This window comes from Pseudomonas sp. NPDC098747 (assembly GCF_044760045.1).
In the GTDB taxonomy this organism is placed as follows: domain Bacteria; phylum Pseudomonadota; class Gammaproteobacteria; order Pseudomonadales; family Pseudomonadaceae; genus Aquipseudomonas.
The window spans coordinates 1-26,848 of record NZ_JBIWAL010000017.1 but is presented as its reverse complement, the minus strand read 5'-3'; the positions used below and the strand labels follow the sequence as shown (position 1 = coordinate 26,848).

Below are 26,848 nucleotides of genomic sequence, written 5' to 3'. Positions count from 1 at the left end.
ATCACCTCCGATCCCTGTGGGAGCGAGCTTGCTCGCGAAGGCGTCAGTGAATCCAGCACAAGTCGACCGGCACATCCATGTACATCTCCAAGGTTGACGATCCATAGCCACCAGCTCAGTCTGCCGGTTCTCTTTTTGCTATTGAGGGGTTAGTCGATGCCTTTTTTCACGGTTGACGGACAAGCACTTCACTACATTGATCAAGGCACCGGCCCGGCCGTGTTGCTGGCGGGCAGTTACCTGTCGGATCAAGCCATGTGGGCGCCGCAGATCGCCGGGCTGGCGCCGCACTATCGGGTGATTGCGCTGGATCTTTGGGGGCACGGTGAGTCCGGGCGATTGCCGGAAAACACCACATCGCTGGATGACATCGCGCGTCAGGCGCAAGCCTTGCTCGACCATTTGGATATCGACCAGATCACCTTGGTCGGCCTGTCGGTCGGCGGCATGTGGGGTGTGCGCCTGGCGCTGTCGGCACCGCATCGGCTTAACGGTCTGGTGCTGATGGACACCTACGTCGGCGTCGAACCCGAGCCCACCCGTCAATACTACTTCTCGCTGTTCAAGCAGATTGAGGAAAGCGGCGAAATCTCGGACGCGTTGCTCGACATCGTCGTACCGATTTTCTTTCTCCCTGGCATCGATCCACAATCGGCGCTGTATCAGGACTTTCGCGCGAAACTGGCGGGGTATTCATCCGAGCGCCTACGCGAAAGCATCGTGCCGATGGGCCGCATCACCTTCGGCCGCGATGACCTGTTGCCACGTCTGGGCGAGCTGAGTGCTGCGAACACTCTGGTGCTGTGCGGCGATCAGGACAAACCACGGCCACCGACGGAAGCACAGGAAATGGCCGAGCTGATCGGTTGCCCGTGGGGGCTGGTGCCGGAGGCAGGGCATATCTCCAATCTGGAGAATCCGCAGTTTGTGAATGACGCGTTGCTGAAGTTTTTGGCTGAGCGCAACCGTTAGATTGCGTCATCGTTCTTCGCGAGCAAGCTCGCTCCCACAAGTACTGCATACAACCTGTGGGAGCGAGCTTGCTCGCGAAGGGGCCAGTCCTGGTGCCGAATTTTTATTTAGGCCCGAGAATTTTCGCCAACTTGTCCGGCGTCGGCGCGCCTTGTTGCTGTTGCAGTTCACCCTTGCCGTCCATGTAGAAAATCGCCGGAGTGGCCTGCAACTCCAGGTCATCCATCAACTGCATGTTCGCCGCCAGTTTGGTCTGCACCGCTACTGGAATGTCTTTCAAGGCCTTGAGCGAACTGCCCTTACCGGCCTTTTCGTGTTCTTCCAGCGCTTTAGCCGGGTCCTTGGCTGCCAGCAACGCGGCGGATTTGCCCGGGCTGTCTTCGCGGATGATCCCGACCATGATGTGGCGCAACTGCACTTTGCCGGACTTGACCCATGGTCGCGCCTGTTCCCAGAACACGTTGCAGTATGGGCAGTTCGGGTCGCTGAACAGGTACACCGTGCGCGGTGCGTCCTTGTTGCCGTCCTGAATCCAGTTGCTCGCCTCGAACTTGGCCCAGACTTCCTTGGCCATCGGCGCGTAGACCAGTTTTTGCAACGGCTCGCTGCTCAGGTCTTTGCCGTCGGCGTCGTACAGGTTGCCCAGCAGCACGTGCTTGCCGTCCGGGGTCAGGTACATCGCCATGCCGCGGTTCTGGTATTGCGCCGCGTAACCGCGCAAACCGTCGGGAGCGTCGAACTGGCCGACGATTTTCGCGCCCTTGGCTTCGATCTGTTTGATCGCGGCGGGCAATTCTTCAGCAGCCTGCACCGACGGCAGTTGCAACAGGGCAGTGCCCAGAGTCAGCGTCAGCAGGTGGCGGAGGCGGGGCATGGCAGTTTCCTTGACGAGGTGGCCGGTACGGTGGCCGGGTTCGGATTTGAATTCGGGGTGTCGAAGTTTTCCAGTGCGCGCGCCAGACTGGCGTTCGACAACTCGCCCAGGTGGCTGGCCAACAGGCGACCATCAGGGCTATAGAACAGGGTAGTCGGCAATGCCATGGAACCCACCGCCTGACCCAAACGGCCACTGCGGTCGAACAATACGTTGGTCAGGCTCAGGCCCTGGGTTTCGAGAAAGGTCGCTACGCTTTGCATGCTTTCGGCCTGGTTGACGAACAGGAACGTCAGGTCCGGGCGTTGCTGCTGGGCATTTTCCAATACCGGCATCTCGCGCCGGCACGGCGGACACCAGGTGGCCCACAGGTTGATCACCAGTGGCCCACCTTTATAGTCGCTGAGCTGGATGGTTTCCCCGGCCGCGTTACGCAAGGAGATGTCCGGCAGCCGTGTGCCTTGTTCGTAGATATTCAACGAAAGTGTCGCCATCACCCAGAACAGCACACCGCTGGCCACGCCAAAACCCAGCGGCCGACGCAGCCCCGGCCGACGCCAGCCGCGATACAGCGCGGCGAGCAGCAGCACGATCACCCCCGGCCAAGCGAGAAAACCGCCATCGCGCAGGTCGACGATTTGCCATGGATCGTTGCGGTAGTGGCTCCAGTACAGTGCGACAAACGCGACGCGGGCCGCGAGCATGCCAATCAAGAACAGACTGAACAGCACCGATTCGGGATTATCGCCACCGCGCTTGGCCACCCGCCAACCGACGAAGGTCGCCAGTGCCAGTGCACTGATCAGCAGCAAATGGTTAAGCGCGATGGCAAAGGTGCCGAGGGTGAAAGTCAGCATTAGTCGGCGTCTCGGGTGGTGGTCCAGCGTTGCAGGAACGTATCGGCATTGACTTCACCGGTGATGCGCTGGCTGCGGCGCTCTTCGCCGTCGGCGCCGATCCAGACAAAAGTCGGCGGCCCCGGCACTTTATAGCGGCCGAGCAATTCGCGGCTGGCGGCATTGTCGGCGGTCACATCCAGTCGCAGCAGGCGTACGTCACTCAACGCCTGCATCACCTTGTCTTTGCCGAACACCTGTTTTTCCATGACTTTGCAGGACACGCACCAGTCGGCGTAATAATCGAGTAGCACCCACTGGCCCTGGGACTTGGCGGCATCCAGTTCGCGTTGCAGTGCCGCTGGCTCCTTGATCGTGATGAACGCGTCATGCCCACTTGGCGCAGCGCTTGCGACACGGTCGCCACTGTAAACCTTCAACGGCTGGTACGGATCGTCACTGCCGCCGGCTGCACCGATCACCAGCAAACTGCCCCATAACCCAAGCAGCAACGCAGTGGCGCCGAACAACTGGGCAACACGGCCGAAGCCTTCAGACTGCTTCCAGGAACAGTAAGCGGCGATCAACAGCAAGGCACCGCACAGACCGAGCCACAATGACGGGTCCAGCACCGGGCGCAACATCAGCAAAGCCGTGGCGAGGAACAGGAAACCGAACACGCCCTTGAGCAGGTTCATCCAATCGCCGGGTTTTGGCAGGAAGCGATTACCCACGGTCACCAGCAGCAACAGCGGCACACCGATGCCGATCCCCAGCGAGAACAGAATCAAACCACCGTGCAGGGCATTGCCGCTTTGCGCGATATACAGCAACGCACCGGCCAGTGGCGCGGTCATGCATGGGCCGACCAGCAGGCCAGACAATGCGCCAAGGACGCCGGTGCCAATCAGGCTGCCGCCGCTGCGACTGCGCGAGGCGTGTTCCAGTCGGTCACGCAGGGCCACCGGCAATTGCAGTTCAAAGAAGCCGAACATCGGCAACGCCAGCACCACGAAGACTGTGGCGAAAGTCCCCAGCAGCCACGGATTTTGCAGCCAGGCCTGCAGGTTCGCGCCGAGCAGCGCGGCAATCACGCCCATCGCCGCATACACCAGCGCCATGCAGATCACATAACTGCCGGCCAGTGCGAAACCCCGGCGCGGCGTCGCGCCGCTGCCGACAATCATCCCCGCCAGAATCGGCAACATCGGCAACGTGCAAGGGGTGAAGGCGAGCAGCAGGCCGAGGCCGAAAAACACCAACAGACTCCAGCCCAGCGCCCGTTGTTGCAGGCTGCTGGCCAAGGCTTGATCCGGTGCCTCTGCGCTTGCCGCTGTGGTCGCCTTGCCACCCAGATCAATCACCCGGGTTTGCGGTGGGTAACACAGACCTGCATCGGCGCAGCCCTGATAGCTGACCTTGATTTGACCGGTCGCCGTCGCCGGGATCTTTAGCTCCAGCCCTTGGCGGTAAACCGGTTGCTCCCCGAAAAACTCGTCGCTGTGGGATTCGCCCTCGGGGAGCGTCGGCTGTTGTGCAGCGCTCAAACCGTCGAATTTGAGGCGTTTCTGATACAGGTAGTAGCCGTCGGTGATCTGCCAGAACAGCTGAGTTTCACCTGATTCCAGACGCTCGGAGGTCAGAACGAACGCTTTATCGACCGGCAGAAATTCCGGTTTTGTCTCGAAAGGATTATTTCCCGCCTGGGCCAGGCCCGAGATCAGCAGCGCAAACAGTAAAAAAATATGACGCATGGAGAGGAGCCTTGTCCCTGTGCAAGTGAGGGCACAATGGGCGGTAGCGATTAACCGATGATTAACCGCGCCCTGTGATGCCGCTGCCGACCAGATCAGTTGCGTAACAACCCTGGCCAGTTGCTTTCGTTGATGGTGTGCGGGCCGGATACGAGCTTGTCGGCCTGTATGTTGTAAACAAGATACTGGTTATGGGTGAGGAAAATATACCAATAGCTGTCGGCGAAAGTTCGATCGTTTTGGGCTGCCGTGATGATCCGGTCTTTGTAGGGGGTCAAGGCACCCAGGCGGTTTTGCCCAAAGGCATTGCGGGTGAGTGTTTTTGCCTTGTAGTTGAAGCTCAGGTAATGACCGTCATCGAGAATGAATTTGAATAGGAAAGGGTGGCCGGAAACCTCTGTCCAGGTGCCGGCAATGATTTTGTCAAAGTAAGGGAGTATCGGCTTCCAGAGCGAGTCTGCAACCGTGTAGATGCCTGAGACCTTGTCTTCATCCTGATTGTATTTGCAGACCGCCGGGGTGTCGCCGTAGTAAAAGAACAGCCAGGCGATATCTTCGTCGCTGCCGGTGTTAAAACCCAACGAGGTCGTGGTGAATCCGAAGCGCAGGTCTTGGATATAAGGCGTGAAAGTATCCCATCTACCGTGGGTAGAGGCGGGATAGCCGTTCGGAACATCGCCGCCGATGTTGAACCGAGAATAGGTGTCGGTATCCTTGAAGAAAAAGTAAATGCGATCCGGGCCAGAGCGCCAGTCGACCGCAACAAAGTTGTTCAATGCAGGCATGTTTATTAAGTCCTTTTAATGGAAATGTAGTTTTGTTAGTGCCTGCTCAGGCTATCCCGGGAAGTTATTTAAATGTAGCGGCTATATGTCGGGATTTATTTCATGAGCTTTTTGTTGGGGCGTGAGTTGCGTGCTGTTTGCCTATTTCAAACAGTCGATGTAGCCGTGCAGGCACGGACGATTTTTCGCTCGGCTTCCCGTTACCCCCGGGGCCGGCCATAATTGCCGCTTAATCCTCACCTGCTTCACTCGCGTTTTTGCTCAGGGAGCTCCCATGCACGTACTGGTTTGCGAAGACGATGAGCTGATCGCCAGTGGCATCGTTGCCGGCCTCACGGCTCAAGGCTTGACCGTCGAGCATGTCAATACGGCGTCCAAGGCCCGGGCGATGCTCAAGGTTGCCGAGTTTGACGTGATGGTGCTTGATCTCGGTTTGCCCGACGAAGATGGCTTGAAACTGTTGCAGCAGTTGCGCCAGCACGGCCTGGAGATTCCGGTGCTGATCCTTACCGCGCGCGACTCGGTCACTGATCGCGTTGACGGTTTGCAGGCCGGTGCCGATGACTATTTGCTCAAACCGTTCGATCTGCGTGAGTTGTTCGCCCGTCTGCAAACCTTGTTGCGGCGGGTAGCCGGGCGCAGCGTCAACCTGATCGAGCACGGAGCGCTGACCTACGACCCGAGCAGTCGCGAAACCATGCTGGCCGGGCAATCCGTGGACCTGTCGCGGCGCGAACAGGCCCTGTTGCAGGCACTGCTGCACAATCGCGGTCGGGTCCTGTCCACCGAGCAGTTGAAGGACAGCGTCTATGGCTTCAACGATGAGCTGGAAAGCAACGCGCTGAACGTGCACATCCATCACCTGCGCAGCAAACTCGGTAAAGGCATCGTCGAAACCGTGCGCGGTCTGGGCTATCGCCTGGGGCCGGCCGATGGTGGAGATCAAGGCAAGTGATGAGCCTGCGCCTGCGCCTGAGCCTGACCCTCGGCGCCGCGTTTGCGTTGATCTGGGCGCTGGCAGCGGCCTGGATGCTCAGCGACCTGCGCAACCAGATGATGTTTTCCCTCGACCAGCGTCTGGTGGCTTCGGCGCGCATGGTCGCCGGGTTGCTGGAGCAACTGCCGACACTGCCGAGCAAGGGCGAAGGCACTCATTTCAGTGCCGAGCAACTGAACATTCCCGGCGGCATGGCCTGTCAGGTCAGCTCGCTGCGCGGGGAAATTCTCGCGCGCAGTCATAACAACCCCGAGCAAGCGCTGGAAGCCGAGAAAATGGGCTTCCACGATCAGATGATCGACGGCGCGCCGTGGCGCAGCTTCACCCTCGCACGGGGCGATGTACGGATTACCACGGCGGACCGGCAGATCGAACGCGAAGCCCTGAACATGTCGATCCTGCTGGCGGCTTCGGTGCCGGTGGGCGTGGCGTTGCTTGGCTGTCTGTGCCTGTTGTGGCTGGGAATCGGGCAAGGCCTGGCACCGCTCAATCGTCTGCGCGAAGCCTTGATGCGGCGTAATGCCGACTCGCTCGAGCCGCTGCAATTGCAATCGTTTCCCAGCGAGTTGAAGCCGTTGCTCGATACCCAAAATCAACTGTTCCAGCGCATCGGCAAGACCATCGAGCGCGAGCGTCGGTTGACCGGTGACGCCGCGCATGAACTGCGCAGCCCACTGACGGCGATCAAGACTCACCTGCAAGTGGCACGCATGACCGAAGGCAGCGCCCGCGATCAGTCGCTGGCGCGGGCCGAGGAGGGCGCTGACCGTTTGCATCGAACCCTTGAGCAATTGCTGTTGCTGGCGCGGGTCGAGGGCAGTCTGTCCTTCGACGACGGCTCGCAATACAGCGCCGAGCAAGTGGCCAGGCTGGCGATTGCCGACGCTACCGGTGGTGAGCGTTTGCGGATCAAATTGCACCTGCCGACCGAGCTTTCGTCCGCACCGTTGCAAATGCCTGCGGTGCTGTCGATTGCCGCCTTGCGCAATCTGCTCGACAACGCCCTGCGCCATACGGCTGAGGATTGTGCGGTCGAGCTGAGTCTGGAAACCATCGGCAACCGCGTACGTTTTGTCGTGCGCGACCATGGTCCGGGCATTGCGCCGGACGATTTGCAACATCTGACCCAGCGCTTCTGGCGCAACGGCCAGAGCACCGGTTGTGGCCTCGGCCTGGCGATTGTCCAGGCGATCGTCCAGCGTTGCGATTGTGCTCTGCATTTCGATAGCCGCCCGGATGGTCTGCGCGTCGAGCTGACGATGCCGTTGCAAGCAGTTTGAATTTTGCGCAAAAAACCTGTGGGAGCGAGCTTGCTCGCGAAAGCGCTGTGTCAGGCAACATCAATACGGACTGACCCACCGCCTTCGCGAGCAAGCTCGCTCCCACAAGGATTTGTGTCTGCACATCAAATGTAACTTCTCTGCATTGGTTAATCGGCGGCGCTGACGTTAAGGTCAGCGCCAGCCTTGACTCAATGGATTGAGGGAACAGCGCCATGCAAGCACCTGTCTGCATTCGTCCGGCCATTCTGGCCGACGTCGGAATCATCAGCCGTATTATCGAACGCTCGATCCGTTTTGGTTGTGCGCTCGATCACCGCAACGACCCGTTGATCGTCAGTGATTGGACCCGGCAGCAGTCTGCCGATGTCATCAGTGCCTGGCTCGCCGATCCACACTTCTATCTGAGTATTGCCATGCTGGCGGACAAACCGGTCGGTATCGGCATGGCCCGTTTAAATGGCGACGTCGTGCTCTGCCACGTACAACCGGAATCATTTCGCCGTGGCGCCGGGAGGGCGCTGATGAACGATCTGGAAGGCTGGTTGCGGGTTCGCGGTGTGCGCACCGCCCACCTCAACAGCACTCGCACCGGCGAAGCGTTCTACCGCCATCTGGGTTACCGCGATTCTGCACCCTCCCTCCCGCATATTGGCTTGCAGATCCTGCCCATGTCCAAGCCGCTGGCCATGTCCGGATGAACAGTCGATCAAGGGGCTAAATCCTTGCCTCGCTTATGCGTTTCCAGAACAGGAAAACCTGCAAGTGCGCCCCGCGACCGGAATGCGCACCTGTCCGGTGTGTTGTTTTGGTCACTATCCATAGCGAATCGAGGGGTCGAGAGATGTCAGTCGCCACCAGCCTTATCAGAGAGTCGTCGCCCCGGGTCACCTCGGCGCCAGCGGAAACGTTGTATGAGTTCAATGAATCGCCATTGCTGGCTCGTCAGGCACAGCAGGAGTCCAATGCCCGCAGCTATCCGCGACGCATTCCCTTGGCACTCAAACGCGCCAAGGGTCTGTATGTCGAAGATGTCGAAGGACGCACGTTCATCGACTGTCTGGCCGGGGCTGGCACGCTGGCACTGGGGCATAACCATCCGGTGGTGATCGAAGCGATCCGGCAGGTGCTGGCCGATGAACTGCCGCTGCACACGCTGGACCTGACCACCCCGGTCAAGGATCAGTTCGTGCAGGATCTGTTCGGTTTGCTGCCGGCAGAACTGGCGTCGCAAGCGAAGATCCAGTTCTGCGGCCCGACCGGTACTGACGCAGTGGAAGCGGCATTGAAACTGGTGCGCACGGCCACCGGTCGCAGCACGGTGTTGTCGTTCTCCGGTGGTTATCACGGCATGAGCCAAGGCGCCTTGAGCCTGATGGGTAGCCTGGGGCCGAAAAAACCGCTGGGTGCGTTACTCAGCAACGGCGTTCAATTCATGCCGTTTCCATATGACTACCGCTGTCCGTTCGGCATCGGCGGCGCGGCCGGGGTGAAGGCCAATCTGAGCTACCTGGAAAATCTGCTCAACGATCCCGAGGCCGGCGTGCAATTGCCTGCGGCCGTGATCGTCGAAGCGGTGCAGGGTGAGGGCGGGGTGATTCCGGCCGACATCGAATGGCTGCGCGGCTTGCGTCGGATCACCGAGAAGGCCGGTGTGGCGCTGATTGTCGACGAGATCCAGAGCGGATTTGCCCGCACTGGCAAGATGTTCGCCTTCGAGCACGCCGGTATCACCCCGGACGTGGTGGTGCTGTCCAAAGCCATCGGCGGCAGCCTGCCGCTGGCGGTGGTGGTCTATCGCGAGTGGCTCGACACCTGGCAACCGGGCGCCCACGCCGGCACGTTCCGTGGCAACCAGATGGCGATGGCTGCCGGTTCCGCGGTGATGCGTTATCTGCTTGAACACAAGGTGTGCGAACACGCCGCCGCCATGGGTGAACGCCTGAGCGAGCACCTGCGCATTCTGCAGCGTGATTTCCCGCAACTGGGCGATATTCGGGGTCTTGGCCTGATGTTGGGCGTTGAGCTGGTGGACCCGACTGGCACCCCGGATGCGCTCGGCCACCCGCCGGCGTTTGCGCGTCTGGCGCCGCTGGTACAGCGCGAATGCCTCAAGCGCGGCTTGATTCTGGAGCTGGGCGGTCGTCATGGTGCCGTGGTGCGTTTCCTGCCACCACTGGTAATCACTGCCGCCGAAATTGATCGCGTTGCCGAGATCTTTGGTCGTGCGTTGGCCGCCGCTACTGCCGCTGTGTAAATTTTGCAGCGCGCCGAACGTTCTTTCTACATACCCGGCTGCACCCGATGTGCAGCCCACCCTTACAACGATGGAGAACCAGCATGACGTCAGTATTCGACCGTGAGGACATCCTTTTTCAGGTCGTGGTCAACCACGAAGAGCAGTATTCGATCTGGCCAGATTACAAAGCCGTGCCAGAAGGCTGGCGCACCGTGGGCAAGAGCGGCCTGAAAAAGGAATGCCTGGCCTACATCGAAGAAGTCTGGACCGACATGCGCCCACTCAGCCTGCGCCAGAAGATGGAAGGGCAGGCAGCTGTTCAATAAGCTGACAGGCAAAAAGAAACCCGCTGGACTGGAGACAGTCAGCGGGTTTTTTCATGTCCGGAATTTGAGTTGTCTGTGCTGGCCTCTTCGCGAGCAAGCTCGCTCCCACATTGGATCTGCATAGTTCCCAAATCCCCTGTGGGAGCGAGCTTGCTCGCGATGAACGATAACTCGGTACAACTGAAGTTACGCCCCGCTCAGCCCCTTGAGCAGCAAATCCACATTGCCCTCAAGCTCCGCCACCGGATCTTCTGCATCAATACTCAGCACCAGCAAGCGGCTACCCGACTCGGCAATCGCCGCTTTCACCGCTTCCGATGGCTGACGGTGATGCAACACCACCGCCACATCATTCTCCTTGAGTGTCGCCGTGAGTTTTTTCAGATCCTCGGGCGTCCAGTCTGCATCAGGACGTGGATCCTGCCCGATCAGTTCAAGGTTCAGGCTGCCGATCAAATAGCCGAAGTGATCGCTCAAGCTCATCACACTCAGATTATCGGCACTGGCCAGACGCGCCTCACTGGTGGCGCTGAGTTTGAGCAGACGCTGTTTCAACAGCGCCAGGTTCGCTTCGATCTTCGGTTTGGCGCTGGGTGCTAAACGCACAAGATCGGCCGCCATCACGTCTGCCATGCGCCCCATGTTGTTGCTCGCCAGCCACGGTTGGCTGTTCAAGCCGTCGACCTTCAAATCCGGTTGCACGGCAATGCCGGGCAAGGCGCCGTCGACCGGGCGTGCGGCATCGACTTCAACGATGCGAATGTTACTGCGACGGGCGATGGGGTACAGCGGGTCATCGGCCCACAACGAGCGCACGCCGATCACCGCATCGGCGTCAGTGGCCAATTTACTCAGCGCTGGAGCGCCGCGACCGGTGAAATAGGCGGTCTGGCGGCTGCCCGGCAAGTTCGCCGGGGCCGCGCGTTCGAGGCTGACGTCGGTGCCTTTGAGCAGCACCTCGCCCAGCCCGTAGGTGATCGGAAGAGAGGCCAGCACCCGCAAGGGCTTGGCGCTTTCGGCGGCCATCAAAGGGGTGGAGACCACGCCGCACAGGGTCATGGCCAACGTCAGATTGCGCAATGTAAAAAGCATTTATCCAAGATTCCCTTTCAGACTCGGGACAACCCCGCGCGCGATGGCGGCGAGGGCGAAGGCAATACCGGCGACCAGAATGATCGCGGCGCCGGACGGAATCGGCAGGTCGAAAACAATCGGCGCGAGAATCCCGCACAACGTGCTGACCGTGGCAATCAGCACCGAACACCAGAAAAAGCCTTTGAGCGACTGGCTGAGCAAGCGCGCTGCCGCCGCTGGAATGACCAGCAGGGCACCGACCAGAATCGCACCGATGACTTTCACGGCGGCCACGGTGATCAGCGTCACCAGAATCACGAACAGGTAATCCAGGGTCTTCACCGCCACGCCGCGAACTGCTGCCAGTTGCGGATTGAAACTGGCCAGCATGATGCGGTTGTACAGCGGCAGCGCCAGGGCCATGACCAGCGAACCGACGATGGCCAATACCGCCAGATCATTGCCGTTGACCGTCAGCACCGAGCCGAACAGTACGTTTTCCAGAATGTGCACGTTGATTTTACCCGCGAGTATCAGCAGCAGACTCGCGCCCAAGGCCAGGGACACCGACAGGAACACGCCAATCAAGGTGTCCGGTGCCAGGCCGGTGCGGTTGCGCAGGTAGTTGAGCAAAATACCGAATAGCAGGCAGTAACCGAAGAGGCTGCCATAAGGCCCGGTGTAGGGTTCGCCCAGCAGGATGCCGATGGCCACACCGGTCAGCGCGGCGTGGCCGACCGCTTCGGAGAAAAACGCAAAGCGCTTGACCACCACCAGCGTGCCGAGCCCACCCAGCACCGGGCCGATCAACAGGCCGGCGAGCAGCGCATTGACCACAAAACCGTAAGCCAGCGCCTCCGGCAGATAACCGGAAGACGCCCAGCCCTGGACCATCAAACGAAAGGCTTCGTAACTCATCAGGCAGCGCTCCGTGGATGGGTCGAGAACAGGGTCAGCAGACGTTCTGGAGTCAGCGCTTGTTGTGGCGTGGCGTCGAACAACACGCGACGGTTGAGGCCGGTGACTCGATCAGCCAGACGACCGACCGCTTCCAGGTCGTGTTCGATCCACAGCACGGTGATGCCCGCCGCGCGCCAGTCGCCGAGCAGGCGTTCGAAGACCTGAATCCCGGCCTCATCGAGAGCAGACATTGGCTCATCCAGTACCAGCAGTTGCGGCGCCGGGATCAAACCTTGAGCGAGCAACACCCGCTGACGTTCCCCGCCGGACAGCGCGCCCATACGGCGTTTGCGTTTATCCTGCATGCCGACCCGTTCCAGCGCTTCGCCGATGGCGCCGGCGTAGTGCTTGCTCAAGCCAAGAAACGCCGGGCGGCGCTGGCACATGGCAGCCATGAAATCATCGACCGTCATCGGCAAGCCGCGATCAAACTCCAACGCCTGCGGCACATAACCGATGGTGCCGGGATCGCCGGGCCATTGCAGACTCAACTGCCCCTGATGCGGCATCTGCCCCAACAACGTCTTGATCAGCGAACTCTTGCCGCCGCCGTTAGGGCCGACCAGTGCATGCACGGTGCCGGGCTGCACCTGGAAGGTGACCTTGTCGAGAATTGTCGTGCGGCCCAGCGTCAGGCAGACCTCTGCAAAATCCAGAGTCGGCCCGCAAACCTGTAGAGGGGACGGTGCGACGATTCGATCTGCTCGCGATTGCGCTGTGTCATTTAAGGATGATGGTGACTGACTTGGCGCCTTCGCGAGCAAGCTCGCTTCCACAGGGGATTGGGATTCGTCGCAAAGGGTTTCTTTTACAGTCATGCGCCGGACTCCTGAATCGCCCGAACCACGGTGTTGAGGTTGCCGGTCATTTCCTTTTCGTACTTGTCGGCGGTGTATTCGCCGTAGGAAATGTGCGACAGCGGGTACAGCTTCACGCCCGATTCACGCTGAATGGTTTCGACGTAAGTAGATGGAAAGTCCATCTCCGAGAAGATCACCTTCACATCCAGTTCGCGCAGTTGGTCGATGGTCTTCTTCAACTGGCTCGGGCTCGGTTCGATACCGTGGGCCGGCTCGACCACCGCGGTCACTTCCAGGCCGAACTCTCGCAGCAGATAGTCGTAAGCCGCGTGAACGGTGGCCACGCGCAACTCGGCGTTCGGCGCCTGGGTCAGCTTGGCCAACGCGTCGGCGCGCATCTGCCGCAGGCGTTTGCCGTAGGCGCGGGCGTTCTGGGTATAGGTCTTGGCATTGTCCGGGTCGAGTTTGCCCAACTCCCGGGCGATATTGTTGACCTGCGCGATGGAGGCGCTGATCGACAGGAAGGTATGCGGGTTCACCACTTTGCCGGCACCGCGCGCAGCGACCCCGGTCGCGGCCAGCAGCGGCACGTTCTCGTTGGCCTCGATGGTCTTGATGTTCGGTGTTTCGCTGGCGGCGATCATGCGGTCGGCGAAGTCGTCATGGCCGACGCCGTTGAGCACGATCACGTCCAGGCCGCTGATGCGCTTGATGTCCTCGGCCCGTGGTTCATAGGCGTGCGGATTGAAGCCGGCCGGAATCAACGGGACCACCTCGGCCATGTCGCCGACGATGTTCGCCACATAGCTGTAATAAGGGTGCAGGGTGATGCCGATGCGCAGGCGTTTCGCCGGATCGGCGCTGGCCAGGGGGCTCAGCAGGCAGGCACAAAGGCCCAACAGAAACAGACGCAACAACGGACGGCGTGGAGATGAAATAGACATGGGCAAACGGTCTTCTCTCGGGTGAGGGCGAGGAATCAATGGCGATGTTCGCGGGTAACCCCGGCATCGTATTGCGCGACGATCTGTTTCCAGCCGGCAGCGGCCAGGGCGTCGTCAGTCAACTCGCGAGGCGCCGCGAGTGCGGCGTCACGGTTGAGCCAGATATCCGGCGCAGTCTGGTCATCGGCGCTGACGCGCATCAGAAACGAACCCGCGATGGAGGGTGTCTGGCTGTGACCGAAGTAGGCAGCGTCGGTCGGCATTTGCCATGCGTGACCGCCTCGGGCAACAGAGCTCGCATCCTGGGCGAACGGAGCAAAACCTTCGTCCGCCAGATTTTGTGGCGTCGGCAGGGTTTGCTGCTCTTCGCGCAGCAAGCGAATTTCGTCCAGCGTCACTCGCAGGTCGGCATAGATGCCTTGCTCGGCGGCGCTGAGGTCGCGGCGCGCGTCCAGTTGATTGCTGGCGACCGGTTCCGGCTCGTGGGACACCCCACGCCATGCCACCACGGAACTTGCCAGTGCCAGGATCAGCAAGCACAGCAGCAACACGTTGAGCGTTTCATGGCCAGCACCGGCCGGGCGCACGATTTGTGTGGTGGGCGTACTCATGGCGCTTCGATATCCGCTTGGTCGATTTCCACCACATGGCCAGGACCCGCGTCAAACAGCACGTAGAACTCGGCACCGGGTTTCTTGAAGGTCAGGGTCGAGTCGGCGCCGAGCTTTCCCGGCACCAGAATCGTCTCGTCGTAACCGATCACATCCAGGGTCACTCCGGGTGCGCCGCTGCCGTCGGAGAAGCCACCGGTGCATTTGATCTGTTCGTCATCGACGGCTTTGCATTCGCACATCGGGTTGTGCGCCAGGGCGCTTGCACTGAAGCCTGCGCACAGCACCAACAATGCGGCGCTGAGCCCGAGGCGGGAATAGCGTTGCGAGCAGGTCATGGTTTGGCTCCTTGTTTGTTCAACCAGGCGATGGTGGCGGGGGAGGCCTGGCTCAGGGGAATCGAGGCCTGATGCATGCTGCCGTCCCAGCCTTCCATGGTGATCCACAGTTCGGCGTCGGCTTTGGTCTTGTCCGAAATCGGCACTTGTGTGCCCATGTTGTAGGGCGTTCCGAAGAAGATTGAACCGGCGGCACGCAGGCTGCGTGGTTTGCCGATGCGCAGGTAGGTGGCCTTGACCCCTTCGACACAGGTATTGCACAGAGCAGCGCTGAAGCCTTTGAGGTAACCGGCCGTACCGTCGGAACGTGGCGCCTCATTGCGAAATTCGGCCAGTCGCAGACTCCACGGCCCAACCGGGATTTCACCTATCTCGCGCTCGCCGAGGCCTGCGTCACCACGGAAAAGCGCTTGTTCGGCGAAGTAGTTGGGCATGAAACCCAACGGGATCAGCAGCAACAGGATGTTTATGTGAAAGCGCCATTTACGCCAGAACAGACTCAGTCGCGACGGTTGCGGGGCAGTGGTGATCTTGCTCACGGGTTGACCTCCGACGGTTCACGGCTGACGACGGCTTGCGCCTTCACGCGATTTTTCTTGTCTTCGCGCTTGAGCGCATTGACGGTCGCCAGCGCCGTGCGTTTGGTCCAGATCAACAAGCCACTCAGGACCATCATGCTCAACACCAGGCCGAAGAAGAACCAGATGAGCTTGATCCACAGCCCGCCGAAATCGCCGGTGTGCAGCGGTCGCATTGACTCGGTTACAAACTCCAGGGCCGTTCGATCGGACAGCAAGCGCGAGGCCGCGACCTCACCGCTGTAGGGATTGAGGGTGGCGCTCTGGAACATCAGTGGATACCAGCCGCGCCCCTGGATATCGAGGTGGCTGTAGGCGTTGCCCGGGAGAAAAATACTGCTGGCTTCCAGCCCGGGAATCTTTTGTCGGGCGATTTCGACGGCCTGATCCAGGCTCACTTGTGGTGGTGGCGAACCGTTGGCCGACAACGGCACGGCCTCACGGGACATGGACGCGATGACCGGCTCGCTGGAGATCGAAATCTGGTAATCGGACAGGAATGCCTCGATCAGGAACCAGACGGCCGTGATGGAAATGACCGCGATGAACCAGATCGACCAGATGCCGCTCAGACGATGAAAGTCGCCCCAGAAGATCCGTGCCCCGTGGCGAAAGCGCAAGGTCGGACTGAAAAAGCCTTTCCAGAAGCGTTTGTAGACCACCAGCCCCGTAACCAGTGAAGCCAGCATTGGCAAGGCGAGGAACGACACCAGATACCAGCCCCAACTGTAGCCATTGGTGAATGGCACCAGCCACCAGCCATGCAAAGCGCGGGTGAAGCCGCGGAAGTTGAAATCAGGTGCCTTGCCCTGGATCACCCCGGTGTACGGGTTTACATACAATATTTGCGAATGACCATCCGGTTTGCTGACGCTCACATCCAGGGCGAAATGCGATTCGTCCGGACGATTGATGCGTTTAACCAGCAAATGTGGTTCGGCCTTCTTCATGGCGGCCATGATCTCGTCATAACCCAGCAGCGGTGCGTCGTCAGACGGCTGATTGGCGTGCATCTGCGGATTGGCCAGCCAGACGATTTCCTGGCTGACCACCGCCAGCGTTCCGGTCACGCAAACGATCAGAACGAAAAACCAGATGGGTAAAGCGAGCCAGCTATGTACCAGGAACCACAGTTTGGAGCGGGATTTTTTCGACATGATTGTGCGTCTAGAGAGCGGTGAAAGGGCGCGTGGCTGCGGGCTTCACAGCACGGGTATCCCCGAAAGGCGCTCGTGGCTTTTGCCTACGCGAACGGCCTGCATCTCTATAGGACGGATGAGCGAAGTAAATCCCGATAAGGGATATGAAAGTAAATGTTTCGCAATCCGATCAGCACCGCTATGCCCCGTGCGAGTGAGGATGCTCTTTCCCACATTCGAAATGCATACCAATGTGGGAGCGAGCTTGCTCGCGAAAGAGTCGGTCCAGACACTTAAGCACTCAGCCCTGACTAAACATCTCCATAGCCCGCTGCTTGATCTGCTCTTCAGTCAGATCCTCCTTGTGGGTCGCGAGAAACCACAGATTTCCATACGGGTCCTTCAACGTCCCACTGCGATCGCCGTAAAACTGATCCTTGACCTCGGACACCACGGTTGCCCCGGCATCCAGTGCCCTTTGGAATGACTTGTCGACATCAGTCACATAAAAATGCAAACCGACGGAGACGGCTTTGTCGGGACTGCTCAATGGACCCTGATCGCACGGCGAGCCCAGCATGATTGCACTGTCACCAATACGCAGTTCCGCGTGGCCGATGCTGCCGTCGGGCATGGCCAGGCGCATGACTTCGGTGGCGCCGAAGGCTTTCTTATAGAAGTCGATGGCCTCGGCGGCCTTTTGAATGCCGAGATACGGGGTAATGCTGTGATACCCCTCCGGGATAGGTTTGACGCTCATGACGTTCTCCCTGTTTTTGTTTTTGCGAAATGTGGCTGTACTTCGAGATGTGGCTTCTCCGGATTTCCGGAAGAATCACTATAGAACTGTCTTCGCAGCCAGGAACTTCGCCCGACGAGCAGTCACTGCAATAGCAGGGCAAATATCAATCTTGTGGCGAGGGAGCTTGCTCCCGCTCGGCTGCGCAGCAGTCGTAAATCGGTTATGTATGACTTGCCTGATGCAACACCAGCATTGCTCTGGGGCTGCTTCGCAACTCAGCGGGAGCAAGCTCCCTCGCCACAGGGTCGACTCGGTTCAGGTTGGAAAATGCGCCCCCGGCCCCTGTTCGCCCAACACGTCCCCCTGATTGCGTAACGGACACGCCTCCATCGACAGGCAGCCACAACCAATGCAGCCATTGAGCCGGTCGCGCAGCAGCGTCAGTTGATTGATCCGCTCATCCAATTCCCGTCGCCATTGCTCCGACAGAACCTTCCAGTCCGCCGCCGTCGGTGCGCGATCGTCCGGAAGGATTTTCAGTGCCTTGCCAATTTCCGCCAGCGGAATCCCCAAGCGCTGCGCGACTTTGATCAATGCCACTCGGCGCAGCACGGCCCGCGCATAACGTCGCTGATTGCCGGCATTGCGCTGGCTTTTGATCAGCCCCTTGGACTCGTAAAAATGCAGGGCAGTGACCGCAACACCGCTGCGCGCCGCGACTTCGCCGACGGTAAGTGGGTTGTGCAGATTTTCCTTGGTGACCATGATGAAATCGCTCTTGACCTTGACTTAACTAGAGGTTTTACCCTGCGCTTCTTCGAGTCGCAAGATTCGCCTTACAGCCACGTGGGGAATTTCATGCAAGCATCAGCGAAAAACCGCAGCTTCACCCAATTGATCGAATTCGAGATCGAGCCTCGGCAGCAATCTGGGCTGGTCTCGGCGCTGTCGATGCAGACTGAACGCCTGGCCCAGCGCTACCAAGGTTTTGTCAGCGCGAGCGTGCAGGCCAGCGACGATGGCCGGCGCGTACTGAGCTTGCTGCAATGGCAAACCCGCGAGGCGGGGGAGGCGGCGTTTCGCAGTTTCGAAAGCGGCGAACAGGATTTCTGGCAGTTGATTCGCACCCATCAGGCGAAAACCGTAACCTTCAATTCGTTTCAGGTACTGAGCAGCATCGCCCGCAGTCACGACGACGCGTTGCACTGCAACCTGGTCGGTTAGATCGACAGCTTTGTCAGCCGCTCACCTTGGAGATATTTGCGGGTAAGTGACGATTTGCTGATAGCCACTATTGAAAGCGTTGATTTCTGCGCATGCGTGTCGGGGCGTAGCCTTTCTCCATCGACCCCACATTGCTCGCCAGGACGCCCCCATGAATCATTTACTGACTGTTTCGCTGTTGCTCGCCGTCTCCGTACTCGCCGGATGTGCCAGCCATGTTTCCCCGGAACTGCGGCCCTACTCGGCAGAAGAATCTCGGGAACTGGCAATGGAGGCATTGAACCGCAGCGGTTTGTCGTTTGACGAATACCATGCGAAAAAAGCCCAATTGCTTGGCCAGCCACAGAAGGCTTTTGGTTTCGACAAGCAGGGCGAGATGAGCGCAGAGCGTGCCGTACAGCTGCACGGTCGGCCTAGCTGAAAACAAACTGTACTGGTTGAAGTTTTAGCCAACTGTCCGTGGGTTTGCCGGGCCGCGTGGGGTAGGGTTTACACCTGAATGACCCTGACGGACTGCACAATGAACCTCTCGCTTGATTTACTTCTGGGCTTTGCCCTGTTTGCCCTCGTCACCTCGATTACGCCGGGGCCGAACAACACCATGTTGCTGGCATCGGGCGTCAACTTCGGCTTTAACCGCACCATTCCACATATGCTCGGGATTACCTGTGGATTTTTCGTCCTTGTGGTCGCCGTGGGGTTTGGCCTGGGCGCGGTGTTTCAGAACTATCCGATTCTTTATACGGTTCTGCGCTACGTCGGCGCGGCGTATCTGTTGTATCTGGCGTGGAAGATCGCCCATTCGGGGCCGGTCGGTGACAACGTCCAGGGCGAGGCCAAACCGATCAGCTATCTGGGCGCCGCGGCGTTCCAGTGGGTCAATCCCAAGGCGTGGATCATGGCCATTGGTGCCATCAGCACGTACACGCCGATGCAGGGTTACTTCACCAACGTCTTGGTGATCGCCGCGGTGTTCGCCATCATCAACCTGCCGAGCGTCGGCGTCTGGGCCGCGTGTGGCACGCTGCTACGCAATGTGCTGAAGGAGCCACGCTGGTTGCGCGTATTCAACTGGGGCATGGCGGCGTTGCTGGTGATTTCGTTGTATCCGTTACTTCTTGAAAGCTTTAGCTGACGCGTTGCTTCAACCGCCGGCCCGATGCCTGTTAAGCTCGACTTCAGGAGCGTTCCTACGCACTTTTAAATGAAGTTGTCCTTCTTTAACGGCATCCGATCAGGTATTGATGACGCTCTCGAACCGACGCGCAGCTCACAAGGCTGCGCGGTGTCGTTTGCAGACACGAGCCTCCTGATCCCGGAACACGCTCTGCGAGTCTTTTATGAACACACGTCCGTTGTATTTCGATTACGCCGCCACCACCCCGGTGGACGAGCGGGTCATCCAGGTGATGATCGAATGTCTGGGGTTTCACGGTAATTTCGGCAACCCGGCCTCCAGCTCCCATGCCTTCGGCCAGCAGGCCCGGAAGACGGTCGAGCAAGCCCGCCGGCAAGTCGCCGAACTGGTCGGGGCGCAAGCCGAACAGATCGTCTGGACCTCCGGTGCCACCGAGTCCAATAACCTCGCGTTGAAAGGCGTTGCGCAGGCGCGCGGTGTCTGCGGCGGCCACATCATTACCAGCCAGATCGAACACAAAGCCATCCTCGATACCGCCCGCCAGTTGCAGGACGCCGGCATTGCCGTGACCTATCTGGTCCCGGACGCCGATGGCTTGATCACGCCGCAAGCGGTTAGCGAAGCCCTGCGCGATGACACCTTTCTGGTCTCGCTGATGCTGGTCAACAACGAACTCGGTACGGTCAATGACATCTCGGCCATTGGCGAAATCGTCCGCGGTCGCGAGGTGCTGTTCCATGTCGATGCGGCTCAGGGTGCCGGCAAAGTGGCGATTGACCTGACGCAGTGGCCGGTGGACCTGATGTCGTTCTCGGCGCACAAACTTTATGGCCCCAAAGGCATTGGCGCGTTGTATGTCGGCCCGCGGGCGCAGCAGCGTTTGCAGGCGCAGATTCACGGTGGCGGTCACGAAGGTGGCTTACGCTCCGGGACACTGGCGACCCATCAGATTGCTGGAATGGGCGCCGCATTCGCTTTGGCCGCTGGCGCTTTCGATGAAGAGAAAAAATCCATCGTCGCGTTGCGCGAACGCTTGCTCGAGCAATTGCTGAGTCTGCCCGGCGTACGCCTCAATGGCAGTGCCAGTCAGCGTATCCCGCACACCCTGAGCCTGACGTTTAGCGAAGGCGAATTCAACAGCGCGGCGCTGAGCCATTCGATCGCGTTTTCCGCGACCTCGGCCTGCAACTCTGCGAGCAACGCGCCATCCCACGTACTATTGGCGCTGGGACATGACGCGCGTCTGGCGGGGCGTACTATTCGCCTGAGCCTCGGCCGTTTCACCACCGCTGAAGATATCGACAAGGCTTGCGAACTGATCAAGACCGCCTGCGCCAGTGCTCCGGCATTCTGGGCGGCAGGGCTTTAACCAGCCGACCTAATGGCTACGAACAATAACGAATAAGTGATTAGCAGGAGACATGATGAGTACCCAGACCTTGACCGAAGGATCGGTGCCCCAGCGCCTGGCGCGCACCCGTGAACTGATGCGCCGCGAAGGCATTCATGCGTTGTTGGTGCCTTCCGCCGACCCACATTTATCGGAATATCTGCCGGGTTACTGGCAGGGCAGGCAGTGGCTATCGGGTTTTCATGGTTCGGTCGGGACACTGATTGTCACCCTCGATTTCGCCGGCGTCTGGGCCGACAGTCGTTACTGGGAACAGGCGACCAAGGAACTCAACGGCAGCGGCATCGAACTGGTCAAGCTGCAACCGGGACAGCCGAGTCCTCTGGACTGGCTGGCTGAGCAGACACCGGAAGGTGGTGTGGTGGCGGTCGACGGCGCGGTGATGGCCGTGGCTTCGGCGCGCACCCTGAGCAGCAAGCTCGAAGCGCGCGGCGCGCGTCTGCGTACTGATATCGATCTGCTCAAGGAAGTCTGGAGCGACCGCCCGACGCTGCCGAACGCGCCGATCTATCAGCATCTGCCGCCGCAAGCGACCGTCAGCCGTGGCGAGAAACTCGCCAAACTGCGCGAAACCTTGCAAGAGCGCGGTGCCGATTGGCACTTCGTCGCGACCCTCGACGACATCGCATGGCTGTTCAACCTGCGCGGCGGCGATGTGTCGTTTAACCCGGTGTTCGTTTCGTTCGCCCTGATCAATCAGCAGCAAGCCACGCTGTTCGTCGCCTTGAGCAAGGTTGATGCGCCGTTGCGTGCGGTGCTGGAACAGGACGGCGTGACGCTGCGCGACTACAGTGAAGTGTCCGCCGCCTTGCGCGCCGTGCCGAGCGGCGCGAGCCTGCTGGTGGATCCGGCGCGTGTCACCAGCGGTCTGTTGGATAACCTCGACAGCAGCGTGAAACTGGTCGAAGGCTTGAACCCGACCACGTTGGCCAAGTCGCAAAAAAGTGAAGCTGACGCCGCGCACATTCGTAAAGCGATGGAGCAGGACGGTGCGGCACTTTGCGAATTCTTCGCCTGGCTGGAATCGGCCTGGGGGCGTGAGCGCATTACCGAGTTGACCATCGACGAGAAACTCACCGCCGCCCGGGAACGTCGTCCGGATTATGTGTCGCTTAGTTTCAATACCATCGCTGCGTTCAACGCCAATGGCGCGATGCCGCATTACCACGCCACCGAAGAAGAGCATGCGGTGATCGAAGGTGACGGTTTGTTGCTGATCGACTCCGGTGGTCAGTATCTCGGCGGCACAACCGATATCACACGCATGGTGCCGGTCGGTACGCCGACTGAAGAACAGAAGCGCGATTGCACGCGCGTGTTGAAAGGCGTGATTGCGCTGTCGCGGGCGCAGTTCCCGAAAGGCATTCTGTCGCCGCTGCTCGACGCCATCGCCCGGGCACCGATCTGGGCTGAAAGTGTGGATTACGGTCACGGCACCGGTCACGGCGTGGGTTACTTCCTCAATGTGCACGAAGGCCCGCAAGTGATTGCCTATCAGGCAGCGCCGGCACCGCAGACTGCGATGCAACCGGGGATGATTACTTCGATCGAGCCGGGCACTTATCGTCCGGGCCGTTGGGGCGTGCGTATCGAAAACCTGGCGATGAACCGTGAGGCGGGGAGCAGCGAGTTCGGCGAGTTCCTCAAGTTTGAAACCTTGACCCTGTGCCCGATCGACACGCGTTGTCTGCTGGCAGACTTGCTGAGTCACGAGGAGAAACAATGGTTCAACGCTTACCACGCTGAAGTGCGTAAGCGCTTGAGCCCGTTGCTCGACGGTGCGGCTCTGGAATGGCTGAATATGCGTACTGCTGCAATCTGATCGTGATGATGCGGGCGCTGACATCAGCGCCCGCATCATCGTTTCGATCTAGACCTGACGTAACGCTTCCTCGACGAAGTCGAGACGATCCTGGCCGAAGAACATCTGATTACCGACAAACAGGGTCGGAGCACCGAAGACACCGCGTTTAACGGCAGTCTCGGTATTGTCCTTCAACACGGCCTTGACGGTTTCGTCATTGGCCAGCGCCAGGACGTCATCGGCCTCAAACCCTTGTTCGCTCAACACGGCAGCCACAGTTGCCGGGTCGTTCAGATTTTGGCCTTCTACCCACAACGCCGTGAACAAACAATCGATAAACGCCTGAAAGCGTTCCGGCTGGTGCAGTTGTATGCCGGTGACGGCGCGCATCAACAGCAGCGTGTTGATCGGAAAGTGCGGATTGAACTTGAGGGTTACGCCATAGCGTTTGGCGTAGCGGTCCAGATCCTGAAACATATAGCGGCCCTTGGCGGGAATCATTGCCGGTGAGGCGTTGCCGGTCGCTTTGAACACGCCGCCCAGCAGCATCGGAATGTAGACCAGCTGACTATTGGTTTCTGCGCAGATCTTGGGTAGTTGGGTGTATGCCAGATAAGTGGCAGGGCTGCCGAGGTCGAAATAGAACTCCACGGTTTTGGTCATTTTCGCTGCTCTCTATTTATTGTTATGGGCGGTGGGCTTACCAGCGTTCGTTCCAGGGGCGCAGGTCCAGTTCGAACGTCCATGCATCGCGGGGCTGGCTGTGTAGATACCAGTAATTTTCGGCGATGTGCTCGGGATTGAGGATGCCGTCCTGATCCTTGGTGGCGTACTTCTCGGGAAAACTGTTGCGGATGAAGTCCGTATCAATGGCGCCATCGACAACGATGTGGGCAACATGAATGTTCAGGGGGCCCAATTCTCGAGCCATGCTTTGTGCGAGTGCGCGGATACCATGCTTGGCGCCGGCGAATGCGGCGAAACCCGATGCGCCGCGCAGTCCGGCAGTCGCACCGGTAAACAGAATGGTTCCGCGATTGCGGGTGACCATGCGTTTGGCCACTTCACGGGCATTGAGAAAACCTGAGAAACAAGCCATCTCCCAGATCTTGAAGTATTTGCGAGCGGTTTCTTCAAGGATGCTGCACGGCACGTTCGCGCCGATGTTGAAGACAAAGGCTTCAATCGGGCCGAGGCGGGTTTCAATGTCTTCGATCAGTGCGATGACGTCTTCTTCCTTGCGTGCATCGCAAGCAAAGCCGTGAGCTTCGCCACCCTCGGCCTGAATCGCCTCCACCAGCGGCTGCAATTTATCGGCACTGCGCCGCGTGACGCAGGCAACGAACCCTTCCTTGGCAAAGCGCTTGGCAATCGCGCCGCCCGTGGCATCACCCGCACCGACAACCAATACGACCTTCTTGTTATTCATGGGTGAACCCCTTTATTAAACGATCGTTAAGTGAACGAACGTTATGCTAGGATCCGGTCAACGTCAAGGCGGTCAATTCGAGGGAATACACATGCGTTACTCCGCCAGTCACAAGCTGGAAACCCGGGAAAAGCTATTGCAGAGCAGTGCGCTGTCGGCGAAGCGATCCGGGTTTTCCACGGTCGGCGTCGATGGTTTGATGAAGGCTATCGGGCTCAGCGGTGCTGCGTTCTACAGTCACTTCTCCTCGAAGGATGCGTTGTTCACTGCCATTGTCGAGCGGGAGTTGGGGCAAAGCCTTGAGCGACTGGGCGGGCAGGGGGCGCAGGATCGTGAGCGGCTGGAGCGTTGCCTAAAGCACTATTTGAGCATGGCTCACGTTGAGCAGCCCGAATCCGGCTGTGCGTTGCCGGCGTTAGGCGCGGAAATCGCCCGTTCGGATATTCAGGTGCGTGAGCAGGCCGAACTGTGGATCTGCAGGCTTCAGGAAAGCTGGGCGCAGATACTTGAGAGCGACAGCCTGGCGTGGTCGGTTCTGTCGCAGTGCGTTGGCGCGTTGGTGGTAGCGCGTATGCTGGCCACGCCGGACGTTCAGCGCAAGGTGCTGAAGTCCAGCCATGACGAGATTGGGCGTCAGATCTCTCGGCAGCCGTGATCTACTTACAGATGACGATCATGCTGCGGCTGGTGTAGCCAGCGGGATTGAGACCGAATGGATAGTCACCGGGCTCCTCCACGGAATCCCCTGACTTGGCGATGACCTTATAGCCTTTCGGGGCGCAGGAGTTGGCTGCGCTGGTATAGCACTTGTCCCAAGAGGACGAGAGTCCCGAACAGTTGATGTGCAGCCCTTTCTTACCGTGCTTCACTTGGGTTTTCGAGGTCGCCGCACAGCCCGCAACTGCGAGTACGGCGATCAATATCAAAATTCGTTTCATTACTGTCCTTATAGCGGCCGCGAGTCTGATGCTCCGGTCTGCCTGTGTTCGCTTGCGCTCTAAGCGTTTTGAAATCCCTGTCAGAAAAAATCCATATCTGGCATTGGGTTGCGAGCCTAAACATGGCCTAAATGAACGCCAATTGCCAGACCTTCGTCAAATCCTGTTTCAATCTGCCGCGATGGCAGGCTTGGCGGCGCTGCCCATGGTCATGGTTGCGCCAACCGAAGCCAGAATAATGCACAGGATCGCCATCCATTGTGACAGCGTGAGGTATTCCTGCAAAAACAGCAGACCCGATAGCGCCCCGAATGCCGGTTCGATACTCATCAATGTACCGAAAGTACGCGCGGGCATTCGGGTGAGAGCAACCATCTCCAAGGTGTAGGGCAGGGCGGTGGACAGGATGGCGACGCCGATGGCAATCGGGATCAGTGAAGGTGTGAGTAGAGCTGCGCCGGCATGCACGATGCCGATGGGAGCCACAAACAGCGCCGCGATCATGACGCCTAACGCTGCGGTCGTGACGCCGTTATCAGCGCCGGCTCTCTGACCGAACAGAATGTATAGCGCCCAGCACACCCCGGCACCCAATGCGTACCCAGCCCCAACCAGGTCGATTCCGGCGGTTGTCGCCCCCGTCGGTATCAATAGCAGCAGGCCGGCTATAGCCAAACCTATCCATAGAAAGTCGATGGCGCGCCGGGATGCATATATAGCGACCGCCAACGGGCCCGTGAATTCGAGAGCAACGGCGATTCCCAGCGGTACTGTGCGCAATGACATATAGAAGAGGAAGTTCATGCCGCCCAGCGCCATGCCGTAGACGATCACCGTACGCAGCGACTTTGCTGTCAGCTTCGCTCGCCAGGGGCGCAGCAATAACAGCATGATCACACTCGCGAAAATCAGGCGAAGGGTTGTCGTCCCCTGAGCGCCCACCACTGGAAACATGCTTTTGGCCAGTGATGCACCGGACTGGATCGATGCCATGGCTATTAATAGCAGGCCAACCGGGAACAGTATTGAGGCAAGAGAGCGGGGTTGGTCATTCATTGCGGGGCATCGTCCAAGGTGAGAGCGGGGTATTGTTGTAGGTGTTGGGCAATATACTGCGCATTCATGCCTCTGACGTCTATATATAAGCAGGATTTTCAAAAGTTTCGATAAAAACGAAATTAGCTGTTGACGGCAGATTCCAGACGTCTATAATTCGCCCCACTTCCGGCGCAGTCGAAACGAAAAACTCCTTGAGATTCAATGAGTTAAGTAGGTTTCGAGAGTGGGTCGCTTCAGTTCATCGAAGCCTGGAAGGAGTTGAAAGAGCGGTGCTGTTTGGCTCTTTTAACGGTTCGATCTTCTCGGTCGAAAGCGGAGAAAAAGAGGTGTTGACAACAGCGAGTAACGCTGTAGAATTCGCCTCCCGCTAACGAGAGATCGGAAGCGCAAGTGGTTGAAGTTGTTGAAGAATTCTTCGAAAGCTTCTGAAAATAATCACTTGACAGCAAATGAGGCTGCTGTAGAATGCGCGCCTCGGTTGAGACGAAAGATCTTAACCAACCGCTCTTTAACAACTGAATCAAGCAATTCGTGTGGGTGCTTGTGGAGTCAGACTGATAGTCAACAAGATTATCAGCATCACAAGTTACTCCGCG

30 protein-coding genes are annotated in these 26,848 nt (G+C 59.1%); 12 read left to right on the top strand and 18 right to left on the bottom strand.

Annotated features, from left to right (window positions below; all coding sequences use genetic code 11):
• Positions 1-156: 156 nt before the first annotated feature.
• Positions 157-972: an alpha/beta fold hydrolase gene (locus ACIQVE_RS12975; protein WP_402808676.1), complete on the top strand. Its 816-nt coding sequence runs from the start codon at positions 157-159 to the stop codon at positions 970-972.
• A gap of 103 nt (positions 973-1,075) precedes the next feature.
• Here ACIQVE_RS12975 and dsbG read toward each other — a convergent pair whose 3' ends face one another.
• From dsbG to ACIQVE_RS12955, 4 genes are all read right to left on the bottom strand, one after another.
• Positions 1,076-1,846, bottom strand: coding sequence for a thiol:disulfide interchange protein DsbG (gene dsbG, locus ACIQVE_RS12970; protein WP_402808673.1), 771 nt, complete (start codon positions 1,844-1,846; stop codon positions 1,076-1,078).
• Positions 1,822-2,703 carry a prolipoprotein diacylglyceryl transferase family protein gene (locus tag ACIQVE_RS12965; protein ID WP_402808671.1) on the bottom strand — a complete coding sequence of 294 codons (882 nt, stop codon included), beginning with the start codon at positions 2,701-2,703 and terminating at the stop codon, positions 1,822-1,824. The genes dsbG and ACIQVE_RS12965 overlap by 25 nt, the downstream gene beginning before the upstream one ends.
• Positions 2,703-4,436 carry a protein-disulfide reductase DsbD gene (gene dsbD / locus ACIQVE_RS12960; RefSeq protein ID WP_402808667.1) on the bottom strand — a complete coding sequence of 578 codons (1,734 nt, stop codon included), beginning with the start codon at positions 4,434-4,436 and terminating at the stop codon, positions 2,703-2,705. The genes ACIQVE_RS12965 and dsbD overlap by 1 nt, the downstream gene beginning before the upstream one ends.
• A gap of 95 nt (positions 4,437-4,531) precedes the next feature.
• Positions 4,532-5,221, bottom strand: coding sequence for a hypothetical protein (locus ACIQVE_RS12955; RefSeq protein WP_402808665.1), 690 nt, complete (start codon positions 5,219-5,221; stop codon positions 4,532-4,534).
• A 274-nt stretch (positions 5,222-5,495) separates the two neighbouring features.
• On the opposite strand from ACIQVE_RS12955, the gene ACIQVE_RS12950 reads away from it, so the two are divergent.
• The 5 genes from ACIQVE_RS12950 (at position 5,496) to ACIQVE_RS12930 (ending at position 10,063) form a co-directional block, all read left to right on the top strand.
• Positions 5,496-6,176, top strand: a complete 681-nt coding sequence (locus tag ACIQVE_RS12950; protein WP_402808662.1) for a response regulator — start codon at positions 5,496-5,498, stop codon at positions 6,174-6,176.
• On the top strand, positions 6,176-7,498 hold the full coding sequence (locus ACIQVE_RS12945; RefSeq protein ID WP_402808659.1) for an ATP-binding protein: 1,323 nt from the start codon (positions 6,176-6,178) through the stop codon (positions 7,496-7,498). Before ACIQVE_RS12950 ends, ACIQVE_RS12945 begins: the two co-directional genes overlap by 1 nt.
• 215 nt (positions 7,499-7,713) lie before the next feature.
• The gene (locus ACIQVE_RS12940; protein ID WP_402808656.1) at positions 7,714-8,199 is read left to right on the top strand and encodes a GNAT family N-acetyltransferase; all 486 of its coding nucleotides are present in this window, start codon (positions 7,714-7,716) and stop codon (positions 8,197-8,199) included.
• Positions 8,200-8,342: 143 nt separating this feature from the next.
• A complete protein-coding gene (locus ACIQVE_RS12935; RefSeq protein ID WP_402808653.1) occupies positions 8,343-9,755 on the top strand; it encodes an aspartate aminotransferase family protein in 1,413 nt (470 codons plus the stop codon).
• A gap of 83 nt (positions 9,756-9,838) precedes the next feature.
• Positions 9,839-10,063, top strand: coding sequence for an MbtH family protein (locus ACIQVE_RS12930; RefSeq protein ID WP_187679525.1), 225 nt, complete (start codon positions 9,839-9,841; stop codon positions 10,061-10,063).
• A 186-nt stretch (positions 10,064-10,249) separates the two neighbouring features.
• Here the strand turns inward: ACIQVE_RS12930 and ACIQVE_RS12925 are convergent, their stop codons facing one another.
• The 10 genes from ACIQVE_RS12925 to soxR all read right to left on the bottom strand — a co-directional run bounded on the left by ACIQVE_RS12925 (position 10,250) and on the right by soxR (position 18,014).
• A complete protein-coding gene (locus tag ACIQVE_RS12925; protein ID WP_402808651.1) occupies positions 10,250-11,155 on the bottom strand; it encodes a metal ABC transporter substrate-binding protein in 906 nt (301 codons plus the stop codon).
• Complete coding sequence (locus ACIQVE_RS12920; RefSeq protein ID WP_007917717.1) at positions 11,156-12,055, bottom strand: metal ABC transporter permease; 900 nt, start codon at positions 12,053-12,055, stop codon at positions 11,156-11,158.
• Positions 12,055-12,915: a metal ABC transporter ATP-binding protein gene (locus ACIQVE_RS12915; protein WP_402808647.1), complete on the bottom strand. Its 861-nt coding sequence runs from the start codon at positions 12,913-12,915 to the stop codon at positions 12,055-12,057. Before ACIQVE_RS12915 ends, ACIQVE_RS12920 begins: the two co-directional genes overlap by 1 nt.
• On the bottom strand, positions 12,912-13,841 hold the full coding sequence (locus tag ACIQVE_RS12910; RefSeq protein WP_402808646.1) for a metal ABC transporter substrate-binding protein: 930 nt from the start codon (positions 13,839-13,841) through the stop codon (positions 12,912-12,914). Before ACIQVE_RS12910 ends, ACIQVE_RS12915 begins: the two co-directional genes overlap by 4 nt.
• A 35-nt stretch (positions 13,842-13,876) precedes the next feature.
• Positions 13,877-14,452 carry a DUF6162 family protein gene (locus ACIQVE_RS12905; protein WP_402808644.1) on the bottom strand — a complete coding sequence of 192 codons (576 nt, stop codon included), beginning with the start codon at positions 14,450-14,452 and terminating at the stop codon, positions 13,877-13,879.
• Positions 14,449-14,790, bottom strand: a complete 342-nt coding sequence (locus tag ACIQVE_RS12900; protein WP_402808642.1) for a hypothetical protein — start codon at positions 14,788-14,790, stop codon at positions 14,449-14,451. Before ACIQVE_RS12900 ends, ACIQVE_RS12905 begins: the two co-directional genes overlap by 4 nt.
• Positions 14,787-15,329, bottom strand: a complete 543-nt coding sequence (locus tag ACIQVE_RS12895) for a thiamine pyrophosphate-binding protein (protein ID WP_402808639.1) — start codon at positions 15,327-15,329, stop codon at positions 14,787-14,789. The genes ACIQVE_RS12900 and ACIQVE_RS12895 overlap by 4 nt, the downstream gene beginning before the upstream one ends.
• Positions 15,326-16,525, bottom strand: a complete 1,200-nt coding sequence (locus ACIQVE_RS12890) for a PepSY-associated TM helix domain-containing protein (RefSeq protein ID WP_402808636.1) — start codon at positions 16,523-16,525, stop codon at positions 15,326-15,328. Before ACIQVE_RS12890 ends, ACIQVE_RS12895 begins: the two co-directional genes overlap by 4 nt.
• Before the next feature lie 283 nt (positions 16,526-16,808).
• The gene (locus ACIQVE_RS12885) at positions 16,809-17,267 is read right to left on the bottom strand and encodes a VOC family protein (protein ID WP_402808633.1); all 459 of its coding nucleotides are present in this window, start codon (positions 17,265-17,267) and stop codon (positions 16,809-16,811) included.
• A 297-nt stretch (positions 17,268-17,564) separates the two neighbouring features.
• Positions 17,565-18,014 (bottom strand): redox-sensitive transcriptional activator SoxR, encoded by a 450-nt coding sequence (gene soxR / locus ACIQVE_RS12880; RefSeq protein ID WP_402808630.1) that lies wholly within the window; start codon positions 18,012-18,014, stop codon positions 17,565-17,567.
• 93 nt (positions 18,015-18,107) lie between these two features.
• On the opposite strand from soxR, the gene ACIQVE_RS12875 reads away from it, so the two are divergent.
• The 5 genes from ACIQVE_RS12875 to ACIQVE_RS12855 all read left to right on the top strand — a co-directional run bounded on the left by ACIQVE_RS12875 (position 18,108) and on the right by ACIQVE_RS12855 (position 22,844).
• Positions 18,108-18,473 (top strand): antibiotic biosynthesis monooxygenase, encoded by a 366-nt coding sequence (locus ACIQVE_RS12875; protein ID WP_402808627.1) that lies wholly within the window; start codon positions 18,108-18,110, stop codon positions 18,471-18,473.
• 151 nt (positions 18,474-18,624) lie between these two features.
• Entirely contained in the window at positions 18,625-18,894 is a 270-nt protein-coding gene (locus tag ACIQVE_RS12870) for a hypothetical protein (protein ID WP_402808625.1), read from the top strand.
• Positions 18,895-18,993: 99 nt separating this feature from the next.
• The gene (locus ACIQVE_RS12865) at positions 18,994-19,608 is read left to right on the top strand and encodes a LysE family translocator (protein ID WP_402808622.1); all 615 of its coding nucleotides are present in this window, start codon (positions 18,994-18,996) and stop codon (positions 19,606-19,608) included.
• A 205-nt stretch (positions 19,609-19,813) separates the two neighbouring features.
• On the top strand, positions 19,814-20,980 hold the full coding sequence (locus ACIQVE_RS12860) for an aminotransferase class V-fold PLP-dependent enzyme (protein ID WP_402808619.1): 1,167 nt from the start codon (positions 19,814-19,816) through the stop codon (positions 20,978-20,980).
• 55 nt (positions 20,981-21,035) lie between these two features.
• The gene (locus ACIQVE_RS12855; protein ID WP_402808616.1) at positions 21,036-22,844 is read left to right on the top strand and encodes an aminopeptidase P family protein; all 1,809 of its coding nucleotides are present in this window, start codon (positions 21,036-21,038) and stop codon (positions 22,842-22,844) included.
• A gap of 48 nt (positions 22,845-22,892) precedes the next feature.
• On the opposite strand, the gene ACIQVE_RS12850 is transcribed toward ACIQVE_RS12855, so the two are convergent.
• Positions 22,893-23,489: a 2-hydroxychromene-2-carboxylate isomerase gene (locus tag ACIQVE_RS12850; RefSeq protein WP_402808613.1), complete on the bottom strand. Its 597-nt coding sequence runs from the start codon at positions 23,487-23,489 to the stop codon at positions 22,893-22,895.
• Positions 23,490-23,526: 37 nt separating this feature from the next.
• Entirely contained in the window at positions 23,527-24,255 is a 729-nt protein-coding gene (locus ACIQVE_RS12845; protein ID WP_402808611.1) for an SDR family oxidoreductase, read from the bottom strand.
• Positions 24,256-24,346: 91 nt separating this feature from the next.
• On the opposite strand from ACIQVE_RS12845, the gene ACIQVE_RS12840 reads away from it, so the two are divergent.
• Positions 24,347-24,910, top strand: a complete 564-nt coding sequence (locus ACIQVE_RS12840) for a TetR/AcrR family transcriptional regulator (protein ID WP_402808609.1) — start codon at positions 24,347-24,349, stop codon at positions 24,908-24,910.
• Position 24,911: 1 nt separating this feature from the next.
• Here ACIQVE_RS12840 and ACIQVE_RS12835 read toward each other — a convergent pair whose 3' ends face one another.
• Both ACIQVE_RS12835 and rhtA read right to left on the bottom strand, forming a co-directional pair.
• Positions 24,912-25,193, bottom strand: coding sequence for a hypothetical protein (locus ACIQVE_RS12835; RefSeq protein WP_042560187.1), 282 nt, complete (start codon positions 25,191-25,193; stop codon positions 24,912-24,914).
• Between the two features lie 168 nt (positions 25,194-25,361).
• Complete coding sequence (gene rhtA, locus ACIQVE_RS12830) at positions 25,362-26,249, bottom strand: threonine/homoserine exporter RhtA (RefSeq protein ID WP_402808605.1); 888 nt, start codon at positions 26,247-26,249, stop codon at positions 25,362-25,364.
• Positions 26,250-26,848 lie beyond the last annotated feature (599 nt).